The sequence below is a fragment of the Paracerasibacillus soli genome, assembly GCF_042432965.1.
Lineage (GTDB): Bacteria > Bacillota > Bacilli > Bacillales > Amphibacillaceae > Paracerasibacillus > Paracerasibacillus soli.
Genome location: NZ_JBHLWL010000014.1, coordinates 1 through 23,152 on the forward strand (window position 1 = coordinate 1; position 23,152 = coordinate 23,152).

20 protein-coding genes, 1 other RNA gene and 1 pseudogene are annotated in these 23,152 nt (G+C 34.8%); 13 read left to right on the forward strand and 9 right to left on the reverse strand.

What is annotated here, in order from left to right; translation table 11 throughout:
• The first annotated feature begins 195 nt into the window (after positions 1-195).
• The 5 genes from ACFFIS_RS04105 (at position 196) to ssrA (ending at position 4,046) form a co-directional block, all read left to right on the forward strand.
• Complete coding sequence (locus ACFFIS_RS04105; RefSeq protein ID WP_390186270.1) at positions 196-939, forward strand: metal ABC transporter ATP-binding protein; 744 nt, start codon at positions 196-198, stop codon at positions 937-939.
• A complete protein-coding gene (locus tag ACFFIS_RS04110) occupies positions 939-1,793 on the forward strand; it encodes a metal ABC transporter permease (protein ID WP_320379548.1) in 855 nt (284 codons plus the stop codon). The genes ACFFIS_RS04105 and ACFFIS_RS04110 overlap by 1 nt, the downstream gene beginning before the upstream one ends.
• A gap of 39 nt (positions 1,794-1,832) precedes the next feature.
• Positions 1,833-2,774, forward strand: a complete 942-nt coding sequence (locus ACFFIS_RS04115) for a metal ABC transporter substrate-binding protein (RefSeq protein WP_320379547.1) — start codon at positions 1,833-1,835, stop codon at positions 2,772-2,774.
• Between the two features lie 309 nt (positions 2,775-3,083).
• The gene (smpB, locus tag ACFFIS_RS04120; RefSeq protein ID WP_320379546.1) at positions 3,084-3,554 is read left to right on the forward strand and encodes an SsrA-binding protein SmpB; all 471 of its coding nucleotides are present in this window, start codon (positions 3,084-3,086) and stop codon (positions 3,552-3,554) included.
• Positions 3,555-3,704: 150 nt separating this feature from the next.
• Positions 3,705-4,046, forward strand: a transfer-messenger RNA (tmRNA) gene (ssrA, locus tag ACFFIS_RS04125).
• Positions 4,047-4,425: 379 nt separating this feature from the next.
• On the opposite strand, the gene ACFFIS_RS04130 is transcribed toward ssrA, so the two are convergent.
• Complete coding sequence (locus ACFFIS_RS04130) at positions 4,426-4,833, reverse strand: LAGLIDADG family homing endonuclease (RefSeq protein WP_390186272.1); 408 nt, start codon at positions 4,831-4,833, stop codon at positions 4,426-4,428.
• 336 nt (positions 4,834-5,169) lie between these two features.
• On the opposite strand from ACFFIS_RS04130, the pseudogene tnpA reads away from it, so the two are divergent.
• Positions 5,170-5,552 (forward strand): annotated as a pseudogene (gene tnpA, locus ACFFIS_RS04135) (IS200/IS605 family transposase).
• 430 nt (positions 5,553-5,982) lie between these two features.
• Here the strand turns inward: tnpA and ACFFIS_RS04140 are convergent.
• From ACFFIS_RS04140 to ACFFIS_RS04170, 7 genes are all read right to left on the reverse strand, one after another.
• Positions 5,983-6,594: an ABC-2 transporter permease gene (locus ACFFIS_RS04140; RefSeq protein ID WP_390186274.1), complete on the reverse strand. Its 612-nt coding sequence runs from the start codon at positions 6,592-6,594 to the stop codon at positions 5,983-5,985.
• Positions 6,587-7,453 carry an ABC transporter ATP-binding protein gene (locus tag ACFFIS_RS04145; RefSeq protein ID WP_390186288.1) on the reverse strand — a complete coding sequence of 289 codons (867 nt, stop codon included), beginning with the start codon at positions 7,451-7,453 and terminating at the stop codon, positions 6,587-6,589. Before ACFFIS_RS04145 ends, ACFFIS_RS04140 begins: the two co-directional genes overlap by 8 nt.
• 351 nt (positions 7,454-7,804) lie before the next feature.
• On the reverse strand, positions 7,805-8,698 hold the full coding sequence (locus ACFFIS_RS04150; RefSeq protein ID WP_320379544.1) for an ABC transporter ATP-binding protein: 894 nt from the start codon (positions 8,696-8,698) through the stop codon (positions 7,805-7,807).
• A 5-nt stretch (positions 8,699-8,703) separates the two neighbouring features.
• A complete protein-coding gene (locus tag ACFFIS_RS04155; RefSeq protein ID WP_390186276.1) occupies positions 8,704-9,075 on the reverse strand; it encodes a GntR family transcriptional regulator in 372 nt (123 codons plus the stop codon).
• A 656-nt stretch (positions 9,076-9,731) separates the two neighbouring features.
• Positions 9,732-10,403 (reverse strand): ABC transporter ATP-binding protein, encoded by a 672-nt coding sequence (locus ACFFIS_RS04160; RefSeq protein WP_320379832.1) that lies wholly within the window; start codon positions 10,401-10,403, stop codon positions 9,732-9,734.
• On the reverse strand, positions 10,393-12,867 hold the full coding sequence (locus tag ACFFIS_RS04165; protein ID WP_390186278.1) for a hypothetical protein: 2,475 nt from the start codon (positions 12,865-12,867) through the stop codon (positions 10,393-10,395). The genes ACFFIS_RS04160 and ACFFIS_RS04165 overlap by 11 nt, the downstream gene beginning before the upstream one ends.
• Before the next feature lie 63 nt (positions 12,868-12,930).
• Positions 12,931-13,335, reverse strand: a complete 405-nt coding sequence (locus ACFFIS_RS04170; RefSeq protein ID WP_320379542.1) for a hypothetical protein — start codon at positions 13,333-13,335, stop codon at positions 12,931-12,933.
• Between the two features lie 1,291 nt (positions 13,336-14,626).
• Between ACFFIS_RS04170 and ACFFIS_RS04175 the strand changes: the two genes are divergently transcribed.
• Positions 14,627-15,682: a M42 family metallopeptidase gene (locus ACFFIS_RS04175; protein ID WP_320379540.1), complete on the forward strand. Its 1,056-nt coding sequence runs from the start codon at positions 14,627-14,629 to the stop codon at positions 15,680-15,682.
• 135 nt (positions 15,683-15,817) lie between these two features.
• Here the strand turns inward: ACFFIS_RS04175 and trhA are convergent, their stop codons facing one another.
• Positions 15,818-16,465 (reverse strand): PAQR family membrane homeostasis protein TrhA, encoded by a 648-nt coding sequence (gene trhA / locus ACFFIS_RS04180; RefSeq protein ID WP_390186280.1) that lies wholly within the window; start codon positions 16,463-16,465, stop codon positions 15,818-15,820.
• 140 nt (positions 16,466-16,605) lie between these two features.
• On the opposite strand from trhA, the gene ACFFIS_RS04185 reads away from it, so the two are divergent.
• From ACFFIS_RS04185 to ACFFIS_RS04210, 6 genes are all read left to right on the forward strand, one after another.
• The gene (locus ACFFIS_RS04185; RefSeq protein WP_320379539.1) at positions 16,606-17,196 is read left to right on the forward strand and encodes a DUF1836 domain-containing protein; all 591 of its coding nucleotides are present in this window, start codon (positions 16,606-16,608) and stop codon (positions 17,194-17,196) included.
• 64 nt (positions 17,197-17,260) lie between these two features.
• Complete coding sequence (locus ACFFIS_RS04190) at positions 17,261-17,863, forward strand: DedA family protein (RefSeq protein ID WP_320379538.1); 603 nt, start codon at positions 17,261-17,263, stop codon at positions 17,861-17,863.
• A gap of 396 nt (positions 17,864-18,259) precedes the next feature.
• Positions 18,260-19,453: a C40 family peptidase gene (locus tag ACFFIS_RS04195; protein WP_390186281.1), complete on the forward strand. Its 1,194-nt coding sequence runs from the start codon at positions 18,260-18,262 to the stop codon at positions 19,451-19,453.
• A 351-nt stretch (positions 19,454-19,804) separates the two neighbouring features.
• Positions 19,805-20,377, forward strand: coding sequence for a nitroreductase family protein (locus tag ACFFIS_RS04200; RefSeq protein WP_390186282.1), 573 nt, complete (start codon positions 19,805-19,807; stop codon positions 20,375-20,377).
• 359 nt (positions 20,378-20,736) lie between these two features.
• A complete protein-coding gene (locus ACFFIS_RS04205; protein ID WP_320379535.1) occupies positions 20,737-21,951 on the forward strand; it encodes a DUF58 domain-containing protein in 1,215 nt (404 codons plus the stop codon).
• Positions 21,941-23,149, forward strand: a complete 1,209-nt coding sequence (locus tag ACFFIS_RS04210) for a hypothetical protein (RefSeq protein WP_390186283.1) — start codon at positions 21,941-21,943, stop codon at positions 23,147-23,149. Before ACFFIS_RS04205 ends, ACFFIS_RS04210 begins: the two co-directional genes overlap by 11 nt.
• Positions 23,150-23,152 lie beyond the last annotated feature (3 nt).

Sequence of the window (23,152 nt, forward strand, 5' to 3'; positions counted from 1 at the left end):
TATAAAGTGAAACTTCATTCAGTGGGGGTTTCCCTATCTCCCCCACTGAATGTTAGTTAAACAGAATCGGGCTTTTACTGGCTGTTGATCCCCCACTTACATTTCTTGGATTATACTCGAATTCTTGAAGTGGGGGTCTTACAGCCAGTTAATGCGGGATAAAATTTATGAAGAATTATTAGGAAGGTGAAAAAAGTGACAAATTCGATAACGGTAAAAAAATTACATGTATCCTATTATGGAAAAGAAGTAGTGCGTGACATCTCTTTTTCCTTTGGTACAGGTAAATTAATTGGAATCGTAGGGCCTAATGGTGCTGGGAAATCTACACTAATGAAAGCAGTTCTTGGCTTGATACCAAAAGATAAAGGGGAAGTAAAAGTTTTAAATCAGCCAGTTAAACTTGTGCGAAAAAGGATTGCTTATGTACCTCAGCGAAACAATTTAGATTGGGATTTTCCGATAAATGTATTTGATACCGTACTCTTGGGAACATACCCCCATTTAGGAATCTTACGTAAGCCAAAAGCAAAACATAAGGAATGGGCAATGCAATGTTTAAAAGAGGTTGGAATGGAGGAGTATAGCCATCAGCAGATTGGTGAATTATCGGGGGGACAACAGCAACGGGTTTTTTTAGCAAGAGCATTAGCACAAAATGCAGAGCTGTTTTTTTTAGATGAACCTTTCGTAGGGATAGATGTTTCAAGTGAGAAAACGATTATTCAGATTTTGAAGAAATTACGTGATCGTGGAAAGACAGTGTTTGTCGTCCATCATGACTTAACGAAAGTAGAAGATTACTTTGACGATTTAATTTTATTGAATAAGGAATTAATTGAATCTGGACCTGTACAAAAAGTGTTTACTCCAGAAACGATTACGCAGGCATACCAATCAAGTATGACGATTTTAGAAAAGGTAGGGGTGGGTGTGTAATGTCCTTTATCCAAGATTTAATGCACTATGAATTTTTGCAAAAGGCGTTATTTACTTCAGTAATGGTTGGTATACTCTGTGGAGTCATCGGATGTTTCATCGTTTTGCGTGGAATGGCATTAATGGGTGATGCAATCTCTCATGCAGTACTTCCAGGTGTTGCGATTTCATTTATGTTAGATATTAATTACTTTTATGGTGCTGCAGTTATGGGCTTACTTACATCTATCGGAATAGGATATATAAGCCAAAATAGCAGGGTGAAAAGTGATTCTTCAATTGGTATTGTCTTTTCAGCATTTTTTGCGTTAGGTATTTTGCTTATTACAAAGGCATCAACAGCAATAGATTTGACACAAATTTTATTTGGAAATGTTTTAGCGGTTCGTTCCTCTGATATGTGGTTAACTCTAATCATCGGCGCGATTGTTTTACTTATCGTCATTTTATTTTATAAAGAATTTTTAATTACGACATTTGATCCGACTATGGCTGAAGCGTATGGCTTACCAATACGATTTATTCATTATGTTATTATGATTCTTCTTACGTTGGTAACAGTTGCTTCATTACAGACTGTTGGTGTTGTGTTAGTCGTAGCGATGCTTGTTACACCAGCCTCGACTGCATATTTACTTACGAATCGACTATCAACGATGATCTTCTTATCTGCCTTTTTTGGGTCGATTTCATCTGTAGCTGGATTATATTTTAGTTCGGAATATAATTTATCATCTGGTGCTGTCATTGTACTTGCAACAACAGTATTATTTATATTGGCATTTATCTTTTCACCAAAACAAGGTGTTTTATGGCGAGCGTTACGCACACGTAAAAATAAAGCAGCCTTGTAATAATAAATAAAAGCTTGAAAAAGGAGAGGTAGGAGAGAGATGAAAGGATTTTTTAAATTGGCTTTAAGCCTTGGACTTGCAACAATACTATTGGCAGCATGTGGAGATAAGGATACTGCTGATAGTGGAAAAGAAGGAGCATTAAAGGTAGTGACAAGTTTTACCATTTTAGAGGATATTGTGAATCAAATTGGTGGAGAATATGTGGATGTTCATAATCTCGTTCCAGTTGGAACAGATCCCCATGAATATGAGCCATTACCTGAAGATACAAAAAAAGCAACTGATGCGGACGTTCTTTTCTACAATGGTTTAAATTTAGAAGGTGGCGACCATGGTTGGTTTTTTAAAATGATGGATACAGTGGGTCAAAAGGATGAAAATATATTTGAACTGATGAATGGTGTTGAACCGCATTATTTGAAAGGGGAAAGCGGGGAAGAACATGAAATTAATCCACATGCTTTCTTAGATCCAGTTGTCGGGATTCAGATGGCAGAAAATGCGCGAGATGCTCTCATAAAAGTAGACCCAGATCATCAATCGGAATATGAAAAAAACGCGGAAAATTATATAGCGAAATTAAAAGAAATCGATGAGGAATACAAAACGAAAATTGCCGAGCTTCCAGAAGAAAGTCGTATTCTCGTAACGAGTGAACGTGCATATCAATATATGGCAGAGCGATATGGACTTGATGAAGCATATATTTGGGAAGTAGATACAGAAGAAAATGGTTCACCTCAACAAATAAAGGAACTTGTTAGCTTTTTAAAGGAACGCGAAGTACCAATATTATTTCTCGAAACGAACGTCGATCCAAGACCAATGGAAACTGTCTCGAAAGAAACTGGAATCAATATTTATGAAGATAAAATATTCTCGGATGAAATCGGAAAAAAAGGTGAAGAAGGAGACACATATATCAAGTTTTTGGAATATAATATTGATAAAATCTACAATGGTTTAAAAGGTAATTAATTCCCTCCCTAACAGGACATCGTATATAGCGGTGTCCTGTTTTTGTAAGTGCATTTTTAACGAATATCATATAGTTCATGCAAACTGTTATGTAACGAATAGTTTGGGTTGTTCGTCACCATGGAAACCGTTGTGTCAATCTATAGCGGTGCACGTAGAAGGGTTACCTACGCAGCAATTTGTGTAAAGTACAATTCTTTTTAGAAAATAGTTTTATGATAAGGAGGCTGCGTATCCTTATCTGTTGGCTTTTGGATTAAGCTTTGTTAAAATTAATGATACGCATTTTATAAGACGGGAGGGATGGAAATGCCAAAAGGAAAGGGAGCTACAATTGCTCAAAATAAAAAAGCATCGCATGACTTTTTTATTGAGGAGACATATGAAGCAGGAATTGTATTACAAGGAACAGAAATAAAGTCAATTCGTGCGGGACGGGTTAATTTAAAGGATTCCCATGCGAGAATTGATCATCGTGGTGAAGTGCAATTAATCAATATGCATATTGCACCTTATGAGCAAGGCAATCGATTTAATCATGAACCTACGAGAACACGTAAATTGTTATTACATCGAAAAGAAATTGATAAACTTGTTGGGTTAACCCAACAAAAAGGCTATGCACTAGTCCCATTAAAAATGTATATTAAAAACGGCTTCGCGAAAGTACTAATTGGATTGGGTCGCGGTAAAAAGCAATATGATAAACGTGATGATTTAAAACAGAAGCAAATGAAACGTGATATTGACCGTGCACTAAAAGATCGAACGTTGGGTTAAACCAATATTGTAAAACATGGAAAACTAACCAGATGATTCATTAAGGGGCACCTTGAAGTTTTCTCTGTATATGTTATAATAAATATTGTTAGAAGGACGAAAGCTTAGTAAGAACAACCTTCCGATGATCTCCTTTTTATACGGGGACGTTTAGGATTCGACAGGGGTAGGTCGAGCTTTGGTTGCACGTCGAGGTTACGGCTCGTAAAACGTTACTCGCCTAAATATAACTGGCAAAACAAACAATAACTTAGCTTTAGCTGCTTAATAGTAGTCTTTAGCTGATCCTTCCTGCTATCGCCCGTGTGGCAGATTGAAGGGTCTCAAATGAAGCGGGCTATACCATCATTCGCCGTCTGAGGATGTTGGTTGAAACTAATCAGACTAGCTGCTTGGAAGCCTGTTGGTAGGCTGAAAAGACAGTGAATGATAATATACCAACTAAGCGTGTAGATGCCATAGTGGCGATATCTCTGGACGCGGGTTCGATTAGTAAATAGTCGCCTTTTGTGGTAACACAAAAGTGATAATCTGGCTTTATCGGTGAAACCTAAGTTGCCATAATTGTAAGGTAATAGGGCAATACCGAGCGGTGTGTGGAGTAATCCAACAGCCGTGTATCGACTTATAGGCTACCTTTTACAAGGTAGTACTAGGATGCGAAATGCTGTCTTTTATAAGATAAATATATATTTTGCATAAGACGCCAGAGGACCTAATCAAAAGTTAGGTTCAAGATATAGTCAGTGCCATGTCGAAAGCATGGAAAAGCACGTCCCGCCGTCTCCACCAATACATATGTTGGTGGTTTTTTTGTGTTTATAAGTATTGTAGATGATTATGAAGCTAATTTTGTTGTTAAGATTAAAATTTATAACTCGAAAAATTTCTTTTCAAAGAGTAACTTTTGGTTCAGGGTTTCCCTGGTGTATTTACCGTTACGAGGTGTAACAGCGTCATAATTTTGCAGTATCCATTTCGAGCGTTTTCTTTTTTTGTTAATTCTTAAATAGGTGTGTGTCTCCTGTAAGATTTTAAATACTTCCTGCTTTTTTTTGAAATAAAGTGTAAAGGAGTCTTTATGTTTGCGTGGATTGTAATTTTTCTTAGTATAAATATTTCCCCCAGCTAATTTTTGAATGTATTGTAGCATCTCCATATCATTAGATGATATGGAGATACAAGGTCTACGGTATTCGTTTTTATGCAGTCTAGTTAGGGTTATACTACCTTCACCATCTATTATCCCAGCAAGATAGGCAGCTTCCCAATCTTTCAAATTATTCACCTCGAACTAGTAAATTTAATTAGAAACATATGTTTCTATATAGTGTAACAGTTATAAATAAAAAATCAATTGAAACACTAGTAAATAGTAAAGACAGTAAAAATTGAGAAGTATATCTTCTACTATCATTTAAATAGTTGTGAAGGAAGTTGGCCAGTTGGTCGGAACATCTGAATTTTAATTGCCAAATGCATAGTCCAACTCCACCGTCTTTAGACGGTATCCGCTTTTAGCCTTATCTTTTGATGTGCATACTTAAGATATGAGGTGACAAGTATGGACGGATATAAGAAGAATAGCCATACGGTATTTGATATCAAGTAACATATAATTTGGGTAACCAAATATAGATATAAGGTATTGCGTGGCCAGATTGCAATGAGAACCCGAGAATTAATCAGGCAAGGCTGTGAAGCAAGAGGTATTAAAATCTCGCAAGGAAGAAGTGTCGGAAAAAATCATATTCATTTGTTGATATCGTGTCCACCTAGCCTTGCCCCAAGTAAAATTTTGCGATACCTAAAAGGTAAATCATCAAGACTTCTACAAGATCAATTCCCTGAATTGAAAAGAAATATTGGGGTCAGCACTTATGGGCAAGAGGTTATTTCTGTGCAACAGTTGGAAATGTGGATGAAGAAACGATTGGAAATTATATCGCAAACCAATTTAGTGAAAAAAAGAACGACACATTTAGAATAGAGGATTGAGTTTAGTCAAATTTTGAGTATGTTTGAGCATAAGGTCTTTAAATAGGGCTTTAGCCTGAGGAACGACTTTAGTCGTCGACATTTCATGTCCAAATCCACCTGCTTTAGCAGGTGGTCGTTTAAGGTCTTTTTACTGTTGCTGAGCATAGAACATCAGACTTTTGTCTTCTTTTATGATATCTAACGCTCCTTTGTGAATGTGGCTTCAGCACCGAAAGCCACATTCTCAATCATAAAATTACGTCACTCCATTAAGGCCTTGTTCAGCTAATAAAGCTCCATTAACTACATGATGATATTGACTTTGCACGTCCATATGGACATTGTTTTTTGGTTTAACAGATAATAAGAAAAGTTATTCCATCAATTACATGAAAATACTTCTTGCGGGTATATTTATTAAATGCAAGAATGAGTTATTGTGTAAAATTTAAAACACCTTCCGCTGATAAATAAATTGGCTGAACATCCAGGAAGTTAGATAAAGGATAATAGCAATTGCTGCTCCGCTAAGGTAAATAGTTGTTATAGATAAGCTTGTAAGAAAATCCGTAATAGCAACAAAGTGTTCTGTTATGAATCGGAAAAGGGGTGGCAGAACAACTGCTGAAATTATCATTCCGACCAAAACAGCTGCACCTATATAACCAGGTTTTAATATATAAAATAAAGGAAAAGCAAATGCGGAAAATACAAAGAATAGTCCCATAGCGATAGTTATATCCCTTATCATAAAGCCAAAATTAAATATATATAAAATGACACTAGCTACACCTATTGATAAAATCATGTATGCAATGGCACTGATGTATTTTGCCGAAACAATCTCTTTTCTCGTATATGGCAAAGAATTAAGTAGGATATTGGATTCTACCTGTTCATCATAAATATATCCATTCAAAGGTATATAGGCGCCCGCCAACAAAAAAATAAAAGCTGGACTCATATGATCGCCAAAAATTGCAAAGAATATAATAAACGGAATAAAAAGTATTATTTGTGCCTTTTGTATTATGAAATCTTTTTTTATCAAGTTAAACATATTGACTGGCTCCTTTCATATAAAACATAATATCCTCTAAGGAGGCTTTTTCCATAATTACTTGACCTTTTAATAATCTTCTTACTTCTTCAGCATTATTTGTTATTGCTTGAAATTCAGTTGAGGAACGTTCAATACTTATAAAATCCTTTTTAATGTCGTGATGAAGTAGATCGGCATTTCCTTTTACTAAGGCATAATGCTTATCAATATCACTTATCGACTCATTGAAGAGAATGTTACCTTTATGAATGAAAGCAATATTGTCTGCAATTCGCTCTAAGTCACTGGTTATATGGGTAGAAAAGAGGATAGTTCGCCTTCCATCTGCCATTATTTCTTTTAAAATATCCAACAGTTCTCTGCGGAAAACAGGGTCCAAACCAGCTGTCGGTTCATCCATCATAATAAATTCAGCTTCATGAGATAGAGCCAGTGCTAAAGAAGTTTTCATTAGCATTCCTTTAGAAAAGGTTTTAATTGCTTTATTCAAAGGAAGTTCAAACTTCTTGATATAATTATAAAATTGATTGTCACTCCAGTTTTTATAGGCTGGACTAATGATTTTACGAATATCTTTTAGATTTAGGCCTTCGTAATAGACATTACTATCATAGACAAACCCTATACGTTCCTTGATTTCCTTTTCATGCTTAGCGTAATCTGTTCCAAATACCTTTATTTCACCTGAATCCGGTTGCAAAAGATTCATTATTAACTTCATGGTGGTTGACTTTCCTGCCCCATTCGCCCCTACAAAACCTGTTATTTGTCCTTGTTTTACTTGTAAATCAATACTCTCTAAAGAAAAGTCTTTAAAATATTTGCTTACATTTTTAAAATCTACTATGTTTTTTATTTCTCTCACTCCTTATTATAAATTCCAAATTAATATACACCTCTTAAAGTTATGTTTTGACGAAGTTGATAAAATTTAACCTTTAATGTTCTGTAAGCAGAAATCCAACCCCTAACATATCCTTAATTGGGAAACGCAACCCGTATATATACAGTATATACTCTATGAACGGTATACACAACATTAAATTCTGACTTTTTTAGTTTTTAACAAAAAAGACTTTAATATTTTATTAAAGTCTTAAAATCTATTTTCATATTTTCTACAGTTGCATTTTCTTATGTAAAGGCCAAAACACTTGTAACTAGATTATCTGAGAATCAGTTGATAAAGAAAAATATATGTATGAGGTCAGCTATATTTGTAGTTTGAATTATTTAACTCATTCCTGTGTGCAGATTTCATGAAAAACATAATTTCATCTAAAGAAGCCTTTTCTATCACAACATGATTATTAAATACTTTTTGAACTTCTTCTACATTTTTTGAAAGGGCTTGAAAGGTATCATGGGAACGTTCTATGTTTATGAAGTGTGATTCCGTATCTCGATCAAGTAAATCCGCGCTCCCTTTTACTAAGACATATTGTTCCCGCAATTCCTCCAAACTTTGATGGAGAAGTATTTCCCCTTTATTAACTAGCACAATATAATCTGCAAAACGTTCCAAGTCGCTTGTAGTATGCGTTGAAAAAAATATGCTTTTTCCCTCATTTATCATAACGTCTTGAAAAATATCTAGTAATTCTCTTCGAAACGTTGGATCTAATCCTGCTGTTGGTTCATCCATAATAATTAATTCGGGATTATGAGATAAGGCAATAGCTATAGATGCCTTCATTTGCATTCCCTTAGAAAAACTTTTAATAGATTTATTTAGGGGTAGCTCAAATTGATCAATATACTTATTAAATTGCTTGTTATCCCACTGTTTATAAGCTGGGGCCACAATTTTACTAATATCCCTCAAGTTCAAGGATTCATAATATATATTGCTGTCATAAACAAAACCGATTCGGCTTTTAATTTCTTTTTCATGATTAGCGTGGTTCATTCCAAATACTTTTACATTTCCTCTATCAGGTTGTAAAAGATTCATTATTAATTTAATTATAGTTGACTTTCCAGAACCGTTTGCACCAATAAATCCAGTTGTGTACCCTTTTTTTATTTGTAAATCTATATTATCTATAGAAAATGTCTGAAACTTCTTAGAAACGCCTTGTAACTCAATTACATTTTCCATCCTTCTCACTCCTCATACAGCAACTTTAATAAATCTTGTAGTTCTTCATAGGATAGTCCGATTTCCTTACTGGTGAAGATAACCGCAGCTAATTGTTCCTCAATCACTCGTAGTTTTTTTTCTCTAAAAACTTCTGGATTTTGCTCTGCTACAAATGAACCTTTCCCTGCAATTAAGTATATGAACCCCGCCTTTTCCAATTCTTCATATGCCCGTTTTGTAGTGATAACACTAATTCTTAAATCCCTGGCCAATTGTCTTATAGAAGGCAGAGCTGTTCCTTCTTTTAACTCACCTGAAAATATTTTAGTTTGTATTTGTTTGAAAATCTGCTCATATATAGGTTCCTTTGAACTGTTTGATATTATAATTTGCATGTAGATACCTCCTTATCAGTGTGTGTATCTATTTTTCATGTCATGAAAATCTCTGTTATTTAAGTAAAATAACACTTATCCCGCACTCAACCTAATATATATCCTTAAGGGACTTTTCTATTTATATTATATATACTCACTATACACTGTTCAACTACCATGTAAGAACTAAAAAGTGATTCCCGTTATGGTGAGGCTGAGCTTCATAGATGGTGAACGATTACAGTTTAAAATACACTGTTTTCCCTAAATTTCATTCTTGGTTCTCTGATAGTGTAGCTTTAGCAGTCATAATAACTGCGTTTGAAAGAAAAGCATCTGAACACAACATAGCAGCAGAGAGCTTGTCCAGTAAATTATTCTTTGCAGAAATGAATAGCATATTTAGAACAGACCAGTGTTGGCAGGAATAGCTTTACTAAAAGGCAAAAACACCCAGTTCAAGGTGGTTATCCCAAAACTGAGTGTTTTGCTAGTGATTTGAATTACTAATTTGTTGTAGGAATGTATGCCAATTAGATTGCTGTTTTCATTTTTATTAGCACTTATTCCCCCAAAAACTGAAGACGTTAGTAAAAATTCCTACTGATTTTTTCTTGGTCTGTAATCTGTAATCTACCCTTCATATAATATAGTGTCACTTCTAGGTAACAGTCCTAAACATTTTGTTCTGTTTTATTGAATAGATGACCATCCCTCATCTCAAACTTTAAATCACCATAATCCGCAAGTTCGGGATCATGGGTTACAAGTATGATGGTTACCCCCTTTTTATGGACTTCCCGAAGAATTTCCATAATCTTGTTACGATTTTCTAAATCCAGATTTCCTGTTGGTTCATCGCACAATATCAGTTGGGGATCGTTCATCAATGCTCTAGCAATTGCTGTACGTTGCTTTTCACCACCGGAAATTTGTAGTGGCATATGGTTTTTTCTTGGAAGTAATCCAACCATATCTAACAGTTGAACTGCCTTTTCTTCTACTACTTTCCTAGGTTCATATGGCAGTAGTGGTATCATTACATTCGTCAATACGTCAAATTGATTAAACAACTGAAAGTCCTGAAAGACATAGCCTACATGATTCCTTCGAAAACGGCGCCGCTCTTTTTCGGCTGCTATCGTGGCATCGAGTTGGCCAACTTTTACTTCTCCATTATCAGCCTGTTCAATTCCTGACAGCAGGCGCATGAATGTTGTTTTTCCGGAACCAGAAGGACCTGTTATGGTAAGCCAGCTACCTGATTCAATGGTTACATTAATTTCCTTTAATACATGAAGTGATTCGGTACTCGTTTGATAGGTTTTGTTCACGTTATGAAGCACTATTTGCAATGGATTTGCCTCCTTTTACTTGAGCCCTGTGTAGTGAATAAATGGAACCACTGAGCATAATAACTAAAATAAGTATCCATCCCACTATTCCGTAAATGATAGTTTGGGCTGTAATTGGGACCATCATGGTCGTGAACAAAAGACTGACAATCCAACCAAAAATTGCAGCTACTCCCGCCCAAAAAAGGATTTCTCGTAAAAAATAAGTTCTTATGGCTTTTGCTTCCCAGCCAAGATAAAGAAATAATTGAATTTCGGACGCCCGTTTTTTCCACAATCTACTAAGTGATTGGTAGACTGTCGTTAAGCTTAACATATATAATAATACGATAATGAAAATAAACATCCCTTCGATTTCCCCGTGAACGTACGTTCCAAGCTTTGTTTTTGTCGTGGTTTCCAGATGTTGTAATAGAAAAAATGGCAGGAAGCACGTTAGAATTGTTGTTAACAATAGCTGGATACAGGAAGCAAGCAAATAAAAACGATAGAACCAAATATTCTGGAATGTCATGGATTTCCGTTGTCTTTTGACTATTTTCTGTTGTTTGTTTTGCAATCTATCAGCTAAGAAAAACAACAAAATACAGATACTACTAATAACTGCGGTTAAGGTTAATGGTAGCCACTGGCCTGTCCAAATTCCGAAAATGGCAAATCCCACAGTTACAAGAATGATTGGGGGTGCAATCATGAGCAAACCCTCTTTATAACGGATCTGACGGATTAGTTTTTCAGACCAACCTAATCGAGCGAGCAGTTTTTCATCCTTTTGTCTATCCGCAAGTAAATTGAAAAATGTAAAGCCGATAAATGTTAAAGCAACCAATCCATAAAGTATCGTTATCGCCACTTGCAGCATATTCCAACTGGACAGCACAGTATCGGCAGCTCCTAATGTAGTGAACGGCTGGACAATCTTACCGACCCCTTCCACATCCACTGTGATATCTTGTACCGAAGCACCCGCAACAATATCTACGGTAAAACCCTCATCTTCCCATTCTTTGGCTAGCTTTCGAATGAGGGATGCCGCCTCTTTGTCATAGCCTGTAATGCCTGCAACCTTAATGCGAATGGCATCAATCGGCGCCTCGCCCTTTATCTTCTCCGCATAATCTATAGATATTAATCCGTGTGCAGGTGTTGTAATAAAACTGCCCGGAACAGCAGAAGGATGTAATTTCACAGTTGGATTTGAGGCCAAGTGTGGCATTTCCCGCCCGTAAATACCAAGGGGGGCGGAGGCTAATGATTCTGCGTTTTCCTTTATGGAAAATTTGCCGTTTTCTATAAACCCAACAAAATCATCGTCATTTGTGGCGTTATTGTATTCATCCAATTTATAAAACTCTACCATATCAATGTTACGATATGTAGGAGCTTGAAATTGTTCATCGATTCCAGTTTGTTTTACCGAGAGGTTGCCATCCTTCCAATCGTAAACAACAGGGGATAGACGATACCCAATCCGTTGACCATGAATTTTGTGGCCTCCTCCTAAAAGACCAGGCTCTTCAGATAACATATCTCCTTGTGAGGAAAGTTTCATATTTTCATCTATATAGAGAAGGTTTTCCTCAAACGGGGAGAGTCCGTCATCAGGTACGAGTTCAAGCACCTTTTCTTGATGTAGTCTTTTTTTACTAATATACTGTTCCAAAAACTTGTAATAGCTTGACGGATTCTCATAAAGTGTTCTGTGTGCACTACCTCCAATTAATTTGTCCTCCCAGGTCATGAGTTCTTCTTCACTAATATCTCCTAAATCATCGATTGTTAATTGAAATGAAACCGGTACTTGAATATCCTTTAAGCCCATAATTGGGATGGAATACTGTCCCCCTTTATATGCCATAGGATCCATAACTTTTTTTGTTAGCTTATCAAGATTATAACCGGTAAGTTTTTCTTCTTCCGTTGGATCAACTGCCACCACTTGATGATAGGAAGTGGGAAACACAAATGTGGCTATATCTGCTTCATAACCAAGATAATCTCTATCTACACTTAGGGATGAAGGAAATACCGATAAATCCAAATTATCTATCCCGAAGTCATATAAATAAATGTCATCTTTATTTTCATAGGTATTTACCCCGTCACTTGTATAGTTTACTACTTCAAAATATTTCGGGTGTTGTTTATCTTTTTCAATCATCCAGGTCCGTTCTCTTGCAGTAAATAGCCCGATTGAGGCAACGGGTGCAGCGAATTCCACTTGGGGATTGTTTTTGATGACCTGCCATTCTTCAATGGTAATCCCGCCATCTCCAATTCCAAGATAGTTCTCCTCAATAAGGTTTAATTGTTTTTCAATTTCTGTTCTTGCATCGGGTGGACGTATCAGAATGTCATACGCTCCACGTGAAAAATCAGTAATATCTTGTTTCACCTGTTCATGTGCATCGGCCAGTGTTGACATTGTGTAGGAAACAGTGCTTATGATGAGCAAAAGGATGACGCTCATCATAAACATTGTTTTTTTAGAAAAAATATTTATTTTTTTCATCGTAATTTAGTATAAAGAAATTTTTGCTAATCCCGTTACTTGGGGAGCAGGTCCATAATCTTCACTGGTGACGCGACCGATATACGTGTAATCTGAGATACTCTTTGTAGTCCATCTTTGACGAAATTTGTGGGAGCCGTAAGTCCTGTGTGAACGAAACTGTTCTCCATTTATACCTGAATGAAAGGAAAATGAAGCAACCCCACTAACATTCGTGCTAACAGTGATAGTTTTCCACTCTAGATGCTTGGCACTAAGTTTTGAAGGAGAAAGGTATGCCCTTGCTGATTGAATACCAACATAATCACTCTCTATATCATTGTTTAATTCTGTTGATGCACTAGTATTTATTCCACCAAATCCAAATAGTAAACCAATAGTTAATACTGAAGTTATTAATGTTTTCTTCAATGAAAGAACCTCCAATAAATTATTTTGTGATACGGTACCGATAAAATCACTAAATAGTATCCTGGAGGTAGCCAGTTTAGTAATTTATGGTACTCCTTAATCCATCTCCCCTGTATCATTTAACCTTCAAGAAAAAATAAAACTTTCTAGGGGGAAATTAATAAATTAGTCTATCAAAAAATTAAGTCTTTCTAAATAAACTTTCTAAATAAAATGTAACATTTAATACCTATTTCTCAGTAAAACTTGATGAAATCTCATTCTGTTATGCTCATTAGTGTGAACAATAATAAGATAGGACAAATTGATACTTCTTCGAAAAGCTCCTTTCCATAAAAATATGTTACTATAATTTACTTTCTAGTTTTGAAATCCCTTATAGTTTAAACTTTAATAGACACCTCCTTATATAATAATAGTTTATCACTAATATAAGCAAAGGGTGTTGGGAAAGTTACATTGTTTTTCTACAGTTTATGACATGTATCGACATTTATCTACACACTTTCGTCAAAAAATTTCCTTGCCTTTTTGTCTTATTGGGAAATGTTTTGTTTTTATATATTATTGTTGTGATTTTAGCTTAGTTAATAAATAATTAATTATTTAACTATAGAGGTTTATGTAAGTTGTTATTTTAGATGGTCCGATGTTTTAATTTTTACTAGGCACCAAATGGCTAAAAAAGTTCTTGTTTTTGCAGATTTTGGTATGGATGACATGATTGCGTTTATGTATAGTCACCTTAACGAAGCCAATGATGTAGTTGGGGTAGTGGCGGATTACGGTAATAACCAGTGAAAATGCAATGGCAAATTTGCAGTATATGTCAGGGGTACTACAATTGAAATCGGATGTAAAGTTGTATGGGGGGCACTGCAATTGTAATGACGGGAGAATAGTTGAAAACTCGTTTGATTTCTCGAAAAACTGTGAGCATTTCCCATTTTGAAGAATCTCCTCTGCTTATAAGGTGCCTATAGTATACTTTTTTCTGCATTATTTGTTAGACAGTCTGACGTAAGGTGGTGTGAGAGGTTTGGGGTTAGTCACCCCATCCTACTCGATTTGTAGAATTTGTTCATTTTTTGGAATGCAACTGTACTGTGGATAAGTGTTTCTGGTGTTGTTTCTGGTGTGAAAAATGCATTTTTTATGGAATAGAGTGGGTTTACCTTATACACGTGGCAAAACAGGGTGTATTTGTGCAATCCCCCAAAGTTGTTCAATATGAATATTCACGCTAAAATAAATATATCAATACATAGTAGCATCGAAAGGGGCGATAATTTTGGTAGCATATCCAAATGTTGAAACAACAAAACAACTTATTAAACAATTAGTATCAATCCCAAGCCCATCAGGTTTTACGGAAAAAGTAATTACGTTTGTGGAAAACTATTTACAGAAGTTAGAGATTGAAACGAAACGTAATCGTAAGGGTGGTCTCATTGCAACAATACCTGGAAAGAATGACAACGAACACCGTATGTTGACGGCTCACGTTGATACATTAGGTGCGATGGTAAAAGAAGTGAAAGCAAATGGTCGGCTTCGTCTTGATTTAATCGGTGGTTTTCGTTATAACTCTATCGAAGGGGAGTATTGCGAAATACATACGGCATCAGGAAAAGTATATACAGGAACGATTTTAATGCATCAAACGTCCGTTCACGTCTATAAAGATGCTGGTACTGCGGAAAGAAATCAAGATAACATGGAAGTTCGCATTGACGCGAAAGTAGAAAATGCGGAGGAAATTCGGGCGCTTGGCATTGAAGTAGGAGACTTTGTATCTTTTGATCCGCGCGTAGAAGTGACCGAAAACGGCTTTATTAAATCAAGGCATTTAGATGATAAGGCAAGTGTTGCAATCTTAATGCAACTAATGAAACAGATAAAAGAAGAAAATATGACGCTACCATATACAACGCATTTTCTTATTTCTAATAATGAAGAAATAGGGTATGGTGGTAACTCCAATATTACGCCAGAAACAGTCGAATACTTGGCAGTTGATATGGGGGCAATGGGTGACGGACAATCGACAGATGAATATACCGTTTCGATTTGTGTAAAAGATGCGAGTGGCCCATACCATTATGGACTTCGCAAACATCTAGTCGAACTAGCTAAAGAAAACAATATCGGTTACAAACTCGATATTTATCCATATTATGGTTCTGATGCTTCAGCAGCTATTCGTTCAGGACATGATATCGTTCATGGTTTAATTGGACCAGGAATAGATTCTTCTCATGCTTTTGAACGCACACATGAGACATCTCTTATAGCTACAGAAAAATTATTGTACTATTATGTGCAATCAGACATGGTGGCATATTAAAATACATGAAAGAGACAACATAAGGGTCTAACCCCCTCTTTTAACTAAGAGGGGATCAGACCCTTCGGTATTATACAAGCCTAAAACTAACAGTGCAGACATTGATATATAGCCTAAAGCTATATGTTCTACTAATTAAATCACATACTTAAAAATACACCAAAAATGAAAGAAACTTCCTAGCAAAATGAAAACGTGAAATATTTCATGATAACCAAGATGTTTAAACTCCATAAACTTTGGTTTTATCCAATAAATAAATCCACCAATTGTATAAATTACACCACCGACAATTAGTAGTATTAGTCCATTTCTACCAATTACATTTCCTAAAGATGGGCTAAAAAAGATTACAATCCACCCCATAGCAATGTAAATACTAGTTGAAAGCCAACGAGGTGCTTGAAACCAAATGAGTTTAAATAATACACCAAATAACGCAATAGCACTAATAACACTAAATAAAATCCATCCAGATAGCCCATGTAAACTGATGAGACAAAATGGTGTATATGTTCCTGCGATTAAGACAAAAATCATGGAGTGATCAACTTTTCGTAAAAAAGCGATAACATGGTCACGCGCAATAACTGAATGATAAGTTGCGGACGCCGCGTATAATAAAATCATGCTAATCCCAAAGATTGTTACTGCCATAATGGCAATTGCTGATTCGGTCGTAATACTGGCTTTAATAATAAGTGCCAGTAATCCAACAAAAGATAAAATCGCTCCAAATAAATGTGTCAATCCATTAATAGGTTCACGGATATAATTTGTCATTATATTAACCCCTCACTCATGTAGTTTTGATAACTACATACTATAATATAGCAAACATAACACATAGTCAACCTTTACACGAAGTGAATTAATACATATACTTAATATAGCCCAAAAATGTAATAAAATGAGGAGTTTATATGGAAAATAAAATTAGTGAGATTATTGCGTTACTTGACTTAGATAATAAACTTACGTTAGAGGAGATACCTGATATTGACTTGTATATGGATCAAGTCATTCAACTTTTTGAAAATAAATATGCTGAAACGAAACGAAATGATGAAGAAAAGATTTTAACGAAGACAATGATAAATAACTATGCAAAAGGCAGGTTGTTTTTTCCAATTAAAAATAAAAAGTATACGAAGCAACATGTGTTATTAATTAGTTTGATTTACCAATTAAAAGGTGCATTATCGATTAATGATATAAAAAAAATATTAGATCAACTGAATGAAAAAATAGTGAATGACCAATTTCAATTAGATAATTTTTATGAAAGTTATATGCAATTACTAGATGTAAACGCCAAAAATTTTAAAATTGATGTTGAAGACTGTGCAAAAGACGTGACCAACGAAATTGCGCAGTATGCTGATGAAGATGCAACCTACTTAGAAAAGCTTCTGCTTATTACATCTCTTGTAAATATGAGTAATTTCTACCGTCGTGCAGCAGAATTATTAGTAGATAAAATAGAAAATAGTAAAAGTGATAAGCCTGACTAATGTGCATAAATTGAAACCTTGTCGACTATAATTGAATAATCATAATGGACGAGGTGTTTGGGATATGGAACAATGGGTAACTAATATAATGGAACAGTTTGGTTACGTTGGTATTTTACTGATGATGGCGCTGGAGTGTATTTTCCCTCCAATACCATCTGAAATAGTATTACCGTTCGGTGGATTCATGACAATTAGTACAGGGTTGACAATTATGGGGGTAATCGTAACTGCTACAACTGGCTCAGTACTCGGTGCCGTCATATTATATGGTATAGGACGAATGTTAGGCCAAGATGCAATTGAAAAGATTGTTACGAAATGGGGGTATCTACTTCGTGTCCAAACATCAGATATCCAGAATGGTATTAATTGGTTTGACCGCTACGGGTATCGTGCAGTTTTTATTTGTAGAATGATACCACTTGTTCGAAGCTTAATTTCCATCCCTGCAGGAATTGCCAAGATGAATATGACAATATTTTTGCTCTTTACGTTGTTAGGATCACTTATATGGAATGTCGTACTTGTATTGATTGGAGTTTGGCTAGGTAGTGCATGGAGGAAGATAATTGAATTTATGAATGTGTATGCCACGATCATATATATATTCATGGGGATTGGACTGCTTATCTTATTCGTTCAGCTATTAAAAAGAAATAAATAGAAATGTCGAATTATGTACCGTGCTAGTTTGCTAACAACAATCAAAATCTAGGTAAAAAGAATGATTGTATTCGTAAAATCAACGATAAAAATTACTTTATGGGCTTTTTTTTACAAACAAAAGCCTAAACAGATAAAATATAGGACTCTATTATTACATATGATAAAGTCTTATTAGGCCTATCTTCTTAGTAACAAAATCATTCCTTTGTTACAAAAAAAGACGGTTTTTATCGCATTTTGAAATATATTTGTAATATAACTCTAACAAACATGAAATTAATCTATGTTATACTTCCCTTAAAGAGTTAATAGATTTAATATGTAAAAATATCAACTCTACTTTTTAATAAAAATAGATTCAAGTAGAGCGGTTGAGGGAAGCGAGGAAATTAGTTTGAAAAAAACGATTGTAACGATTGCAACTGTATCGGTAATCGGATTTGGTAGTTCAATATTTATCCAACAACCAGTTCATGCAGAAACATTATCGCAATTACATAATAAACAGGAGAATATCCAAGACCAACGTTCTCAAATTAAAGCAAATTTGTCGAAAGCTGAAGCACAAATTGCAGATTTACTTATTGATTTGGAAGAGTTGAATAAAGAAATCGCTGAAAATAAACAAGCCTTAAAAGCGAATGAAAAACAACTTAATAATACTACTAAACAAATAACTACTACAAAAGATGAAATAGATGAATTACAAGCTGCTATTGATAAGCGCTATGAGATATTAAAACAACGTGCTGTCTCTTATCAACAAAGTGGTGGGAATTTAAATTATTTAGATGTTATTTTTGGTTCAACAAGCTTCGGCGATTTTATAGGTAGAATTACTGCAGTAACTAAAATTACAGAATCTGATCAAGAAATAATGAATAAAATTGCTGATGACAAAAAACTAGTAGAAGAAAAACTAGTAGAATTAAAAGACATGCAAACAGAATTAGAAGGCATGAAAGAATTAATCGTTGAGCAAAAGAAGGAAAATGAAAATAGACAAAAAAGTTTAGCGAAGAAAGAAACAGAGTTAACAAATAAAGCAAAAGAATTGAAAATAAAAGATCGTGACCTTGCATCGCTCGAAACGCAAGTGAAAAATAATATCGCTTCAGCAAGAACACCGATTGTTGCAACATTAAGTACTTCTAAATCAAATCAATCGGCAAAAGCGAATAATAATGAATCAGCAAGTCCTTCAGCAAACCCAACTGCTCGTGCAAATGGTAATGCTGCAATTGCTGCTGGGTATCGTGTGCTTGGAACACCTTATGTGTGGTCAGGTAAAAGCCCGGGAGGATTTGATTGCTCTGGCTTTGTATCATGGGCTTATGGACAAGCAGGCTATTCCATTCCATCAAGTACTTCTGGTTTAGCAGGTATTGGGACTAAAGTATCTTCTAGCAATATGCAAGCTGGCGACCTTGTGTTCTTTAATACGTATAAAACAAATGGTCATGTAGCTATATACCTCGGTGGAGGTCAATTCCTTGGTGCACAAAGTTCAAAAGGTGTATCCGTTGTTAGTATGAATAATCCTTATTGGAAGAGCCGTTTTACTGGACATGTAAGAAGATTAAATTAATTTTAATAAATAAATCTATGAAGGCTTCTGATATATTCAGGAGTCTTTTTTTGCGATTTAACTGACTATCACCTCTATTTTAAGTAAACGATGAAATTTTGGGACGAGACTTTGATTTGGTGTGAAATGGTTAGTAAAAGTCGATTTGCTTAACTAATAATTAGTGCGGGAATTGGGACAGCCTTACTAAATCAAGTTTTAATCTTATAAGTAAGATTCCCGGGTACGTATTTTTTAAAACGTGTTTTTGTCGATTTCTATCTACTTCTTTAATCAAATAGATGTGAAAGACTAATAGATAAAGGTATAATGTACTGCATATACATAATAAAATAGGAGTGACTTTTGAAAATGAGAAAGTTTCGCAATCCAGCTTATGAAATTGATCCTATCTATATAGAACGTTGGTCTCCAAGAGCATTTTCAGATAAAGAGATTCCAAAGGATATACTATATAGTCTATTCGAAGCAGCACGTTGGGCACCGTCGGCAGCAAATATTCAGCCATGGCGTTTTATAATCGCCAGAAATAAATCGGATCGTGATAAATTCTTATCTTTTATTAATGAAGGAAATGTCGTTTGGTGTAAACATGCTCCAGTGCTAGTAGGAATTGTTTCAAAAAGAGAAGAAGAAAGTTTTGGGGGATTGAATCCCTCACATGCTTTTGATACAGGAACAGCTTGGGGTTACTTATCTCTTGAGGCGACACGTAAAGGATTAATTACCCATGCTATGGGAGGGTTTAATAGAGACGAAGCTCGTGAAATACTCGAAATTCCAGAACAATACGTGATGCAAGCAGTAGTAGCAATAGGATACCAAGGAGATGCAACGATGTTGCCAGAACCAATGCAAGAGAGGGAAAAGCCTTCTAGTCGGAAAGAAGTTACAGAGTTTGTATTTGAAGGGAAATTTAAATAATTACGACTAAAATAAGGGGTGGTGTTATCCAGCTCTTATTTTATTTTCTAGATTAAAATAAGTTTTACTTTATCTATTAGCATAACTATGGCATACTTATAGTAATTATTATTAGACTATTCTATATAATGGTGCATGTTTGAAAATAGCAGACTCCGTGTACTTAGCAACAACATTGCACTTGGCTTATGCTTAACAAGCATATAAGGACAAGAAAAAATGAATGCTCAGATGTCTCTATTTATAATATGTGTGCAATTGATATCATTAATTTTCACATATTTCAATTAAATATTGAACTGGTTAAGTTGTATTAAAAGCATAAAATTGTTTGAAACTTATACGAGGTGGGAGATGTAGTGAAATGGAAAGTAATCTTTGATCCGGAATATGCAAGAAATAAAGATCTCTTATTATCTGGTTTAATTGGATTTACATTATTCGGATTTATTCTAAGATTAGAAGCGATGCTTATTGTTTTAGGTTTCTTTTGTCTCTATTTACTGTTAACGATATTATATGATGCCATTATGAGAAGAAAACTTATATTAAGTAATGAAAAGACCTCATTACGCATGTTCCAAGGAGAAATGGACGTACTCATGTTCACGTTTGAAAATAAATCTTTGCTTCCCTTTATTAATGGTATTTTCGAATTTCAGATTGGAAAAGAAATCGATATATTGGAACATAAAGTTGTAAAAATGAAAATCACAAATAAAGTTGCTATTCCAATTACGCTAAAAGAAAAAGGAAAAACAGAATTTAAAATACCTTTAGAAGGGATAAGACGAGGAGTTACACGTATTACTTCCATTAGTTGTATATTCCCGCATTTAATAAACTTTAACCAAGTTAGAATGGAATATATGGCATTTTACAATTATGAAGTTATTATTTATCCAAAACCGTTAATTGTGAAAAATATAGATAATTTATTTACGGTATCCCCGGGAAATAAACGAAGTCAATATTCCCCTTTTGATGATGAAATGAGTATTAAAAGTATTAGGGATTATACATACAGTGATTCATTTGAGCAAATCAATTGGAATGCGACTGCTAAAATGCAGAGACTTCAAACGAATGTACATGAAAAGGTAATGGATATGTCACTTGTCCTTGTTGTCAATTTGTACCCTGTGCATGGTTGGAAAACAGAGGACTATCCGAAAATGATAGAGAAGTATTTGTCATATACAACTTATTTATGTCAGTATGCAGCAAAGCAAGGCATACCGTTTTCTATTCATATTAATGCACGTACTCTAGGTAGATATACATACTATTATTTGCCAGAAGGTGAAGGTATACCGCATTATACACAAGCTTTAGAATTATTAGCGCGTGTTCCAAGACAACCAATGGTCTTTCCATTTCAACATATGTTGCATCATGTTACACAACAAACTACAACAGATAAAACAGTCATTTTTCTTGGTGGTATGAGTGTCGCAGAACATAATTTTTTAGCTAAGCAAAATCGATATGGAAAACGATATGTAGTAAAGGAATATGAAGAAGAGGCAACACTTGAAGATTATGATAAGGGGGTAGTTGTATATGCAACATAAACACCCTATTATTAACCGAGCTTATCACTTTTTTTGTGAAGCAATTCTGATATATTTGAGTTCCTTAATGATTTTCTACTGGGAAGATGAATCTATACCAACAGCGGTCTTTATAATTGTAGCGGGCATATTATCTCTTGTATTTTCACTAGTATCTGTATACAAGGAAAATTATGCTTGGTTTATGCTAACAGTTCCATTTACTACTTTCACTTTTATCCTATTTCATGTTAATCCAACGATAAGTATTATTTACGCCCTTGTCTTAACATGGCGATATATTGTGTTGGCAAAAATGGAATTTATTGAACGAGAGATAACATATTTAAAAATACTTTTCATCTTATCACTTATCCTTGGTGTTATCACGGATTTTACACAAGACATCATTTTCCTAACTATACTACAAATTGTTGTCCTATTAATTGGTTACATTAGCAGCCATATCTTAACAATTACCAAGAATCATAATATGTACAACAGAACATGGTTACTCATGGGAGGAGGCTTGGCAGGAACAGCTCTAGCATTATATATAATCTCAAATCATATACTGAAAGGATTATTTGTTATTTGGGATACGATTATAGGGGGGCTTATTTATATTATGAGCTTGCCACTCTATATTTTTGAACTTATAAATATGGATTTTTTATCGGAGTTTGAGTTTAAACGTAATGCTGGTGATGGCCTTCTTGGTATGATTCAAAATTTAGGGGCATTATTCCATCAGCCTAAAAAGGCTCTAATGGAAAAGAATATCTCCCTAATTTATTGGGTGCTAATGGTAATATTGGCATTTATTGTTGTATCAGTTGCGATGCGCTATATTCATAAAAGGTATAGACGATTTATCTTGAAGACGGATCAAGCATTGTCTGCTTATCAATTAGGGGAAAAGGATACATTGCAATTTGGAACGTTAAGTAAACGTATGCAAAACATATTTTCTAAACGACATCCTGTAAGAAGACTAGTTTATGAGTTTGAAAGAAAGACTACACAAAAAGGAATCGGTCGGAAGCATTTTGAAACGTTAGATGAATGGTTTGAAAGGGAAGGATTTGCTGTTCACACTGTTATTTATAATAAAGTTAGGTATGGAGAACAAGATGTTAGTGAACATGAGATAGAAAGATTAATGACTGAATTAAATGCTGTGTTAAAAATGCTGAAAAACAAAGGGGGAAATAAATAATGG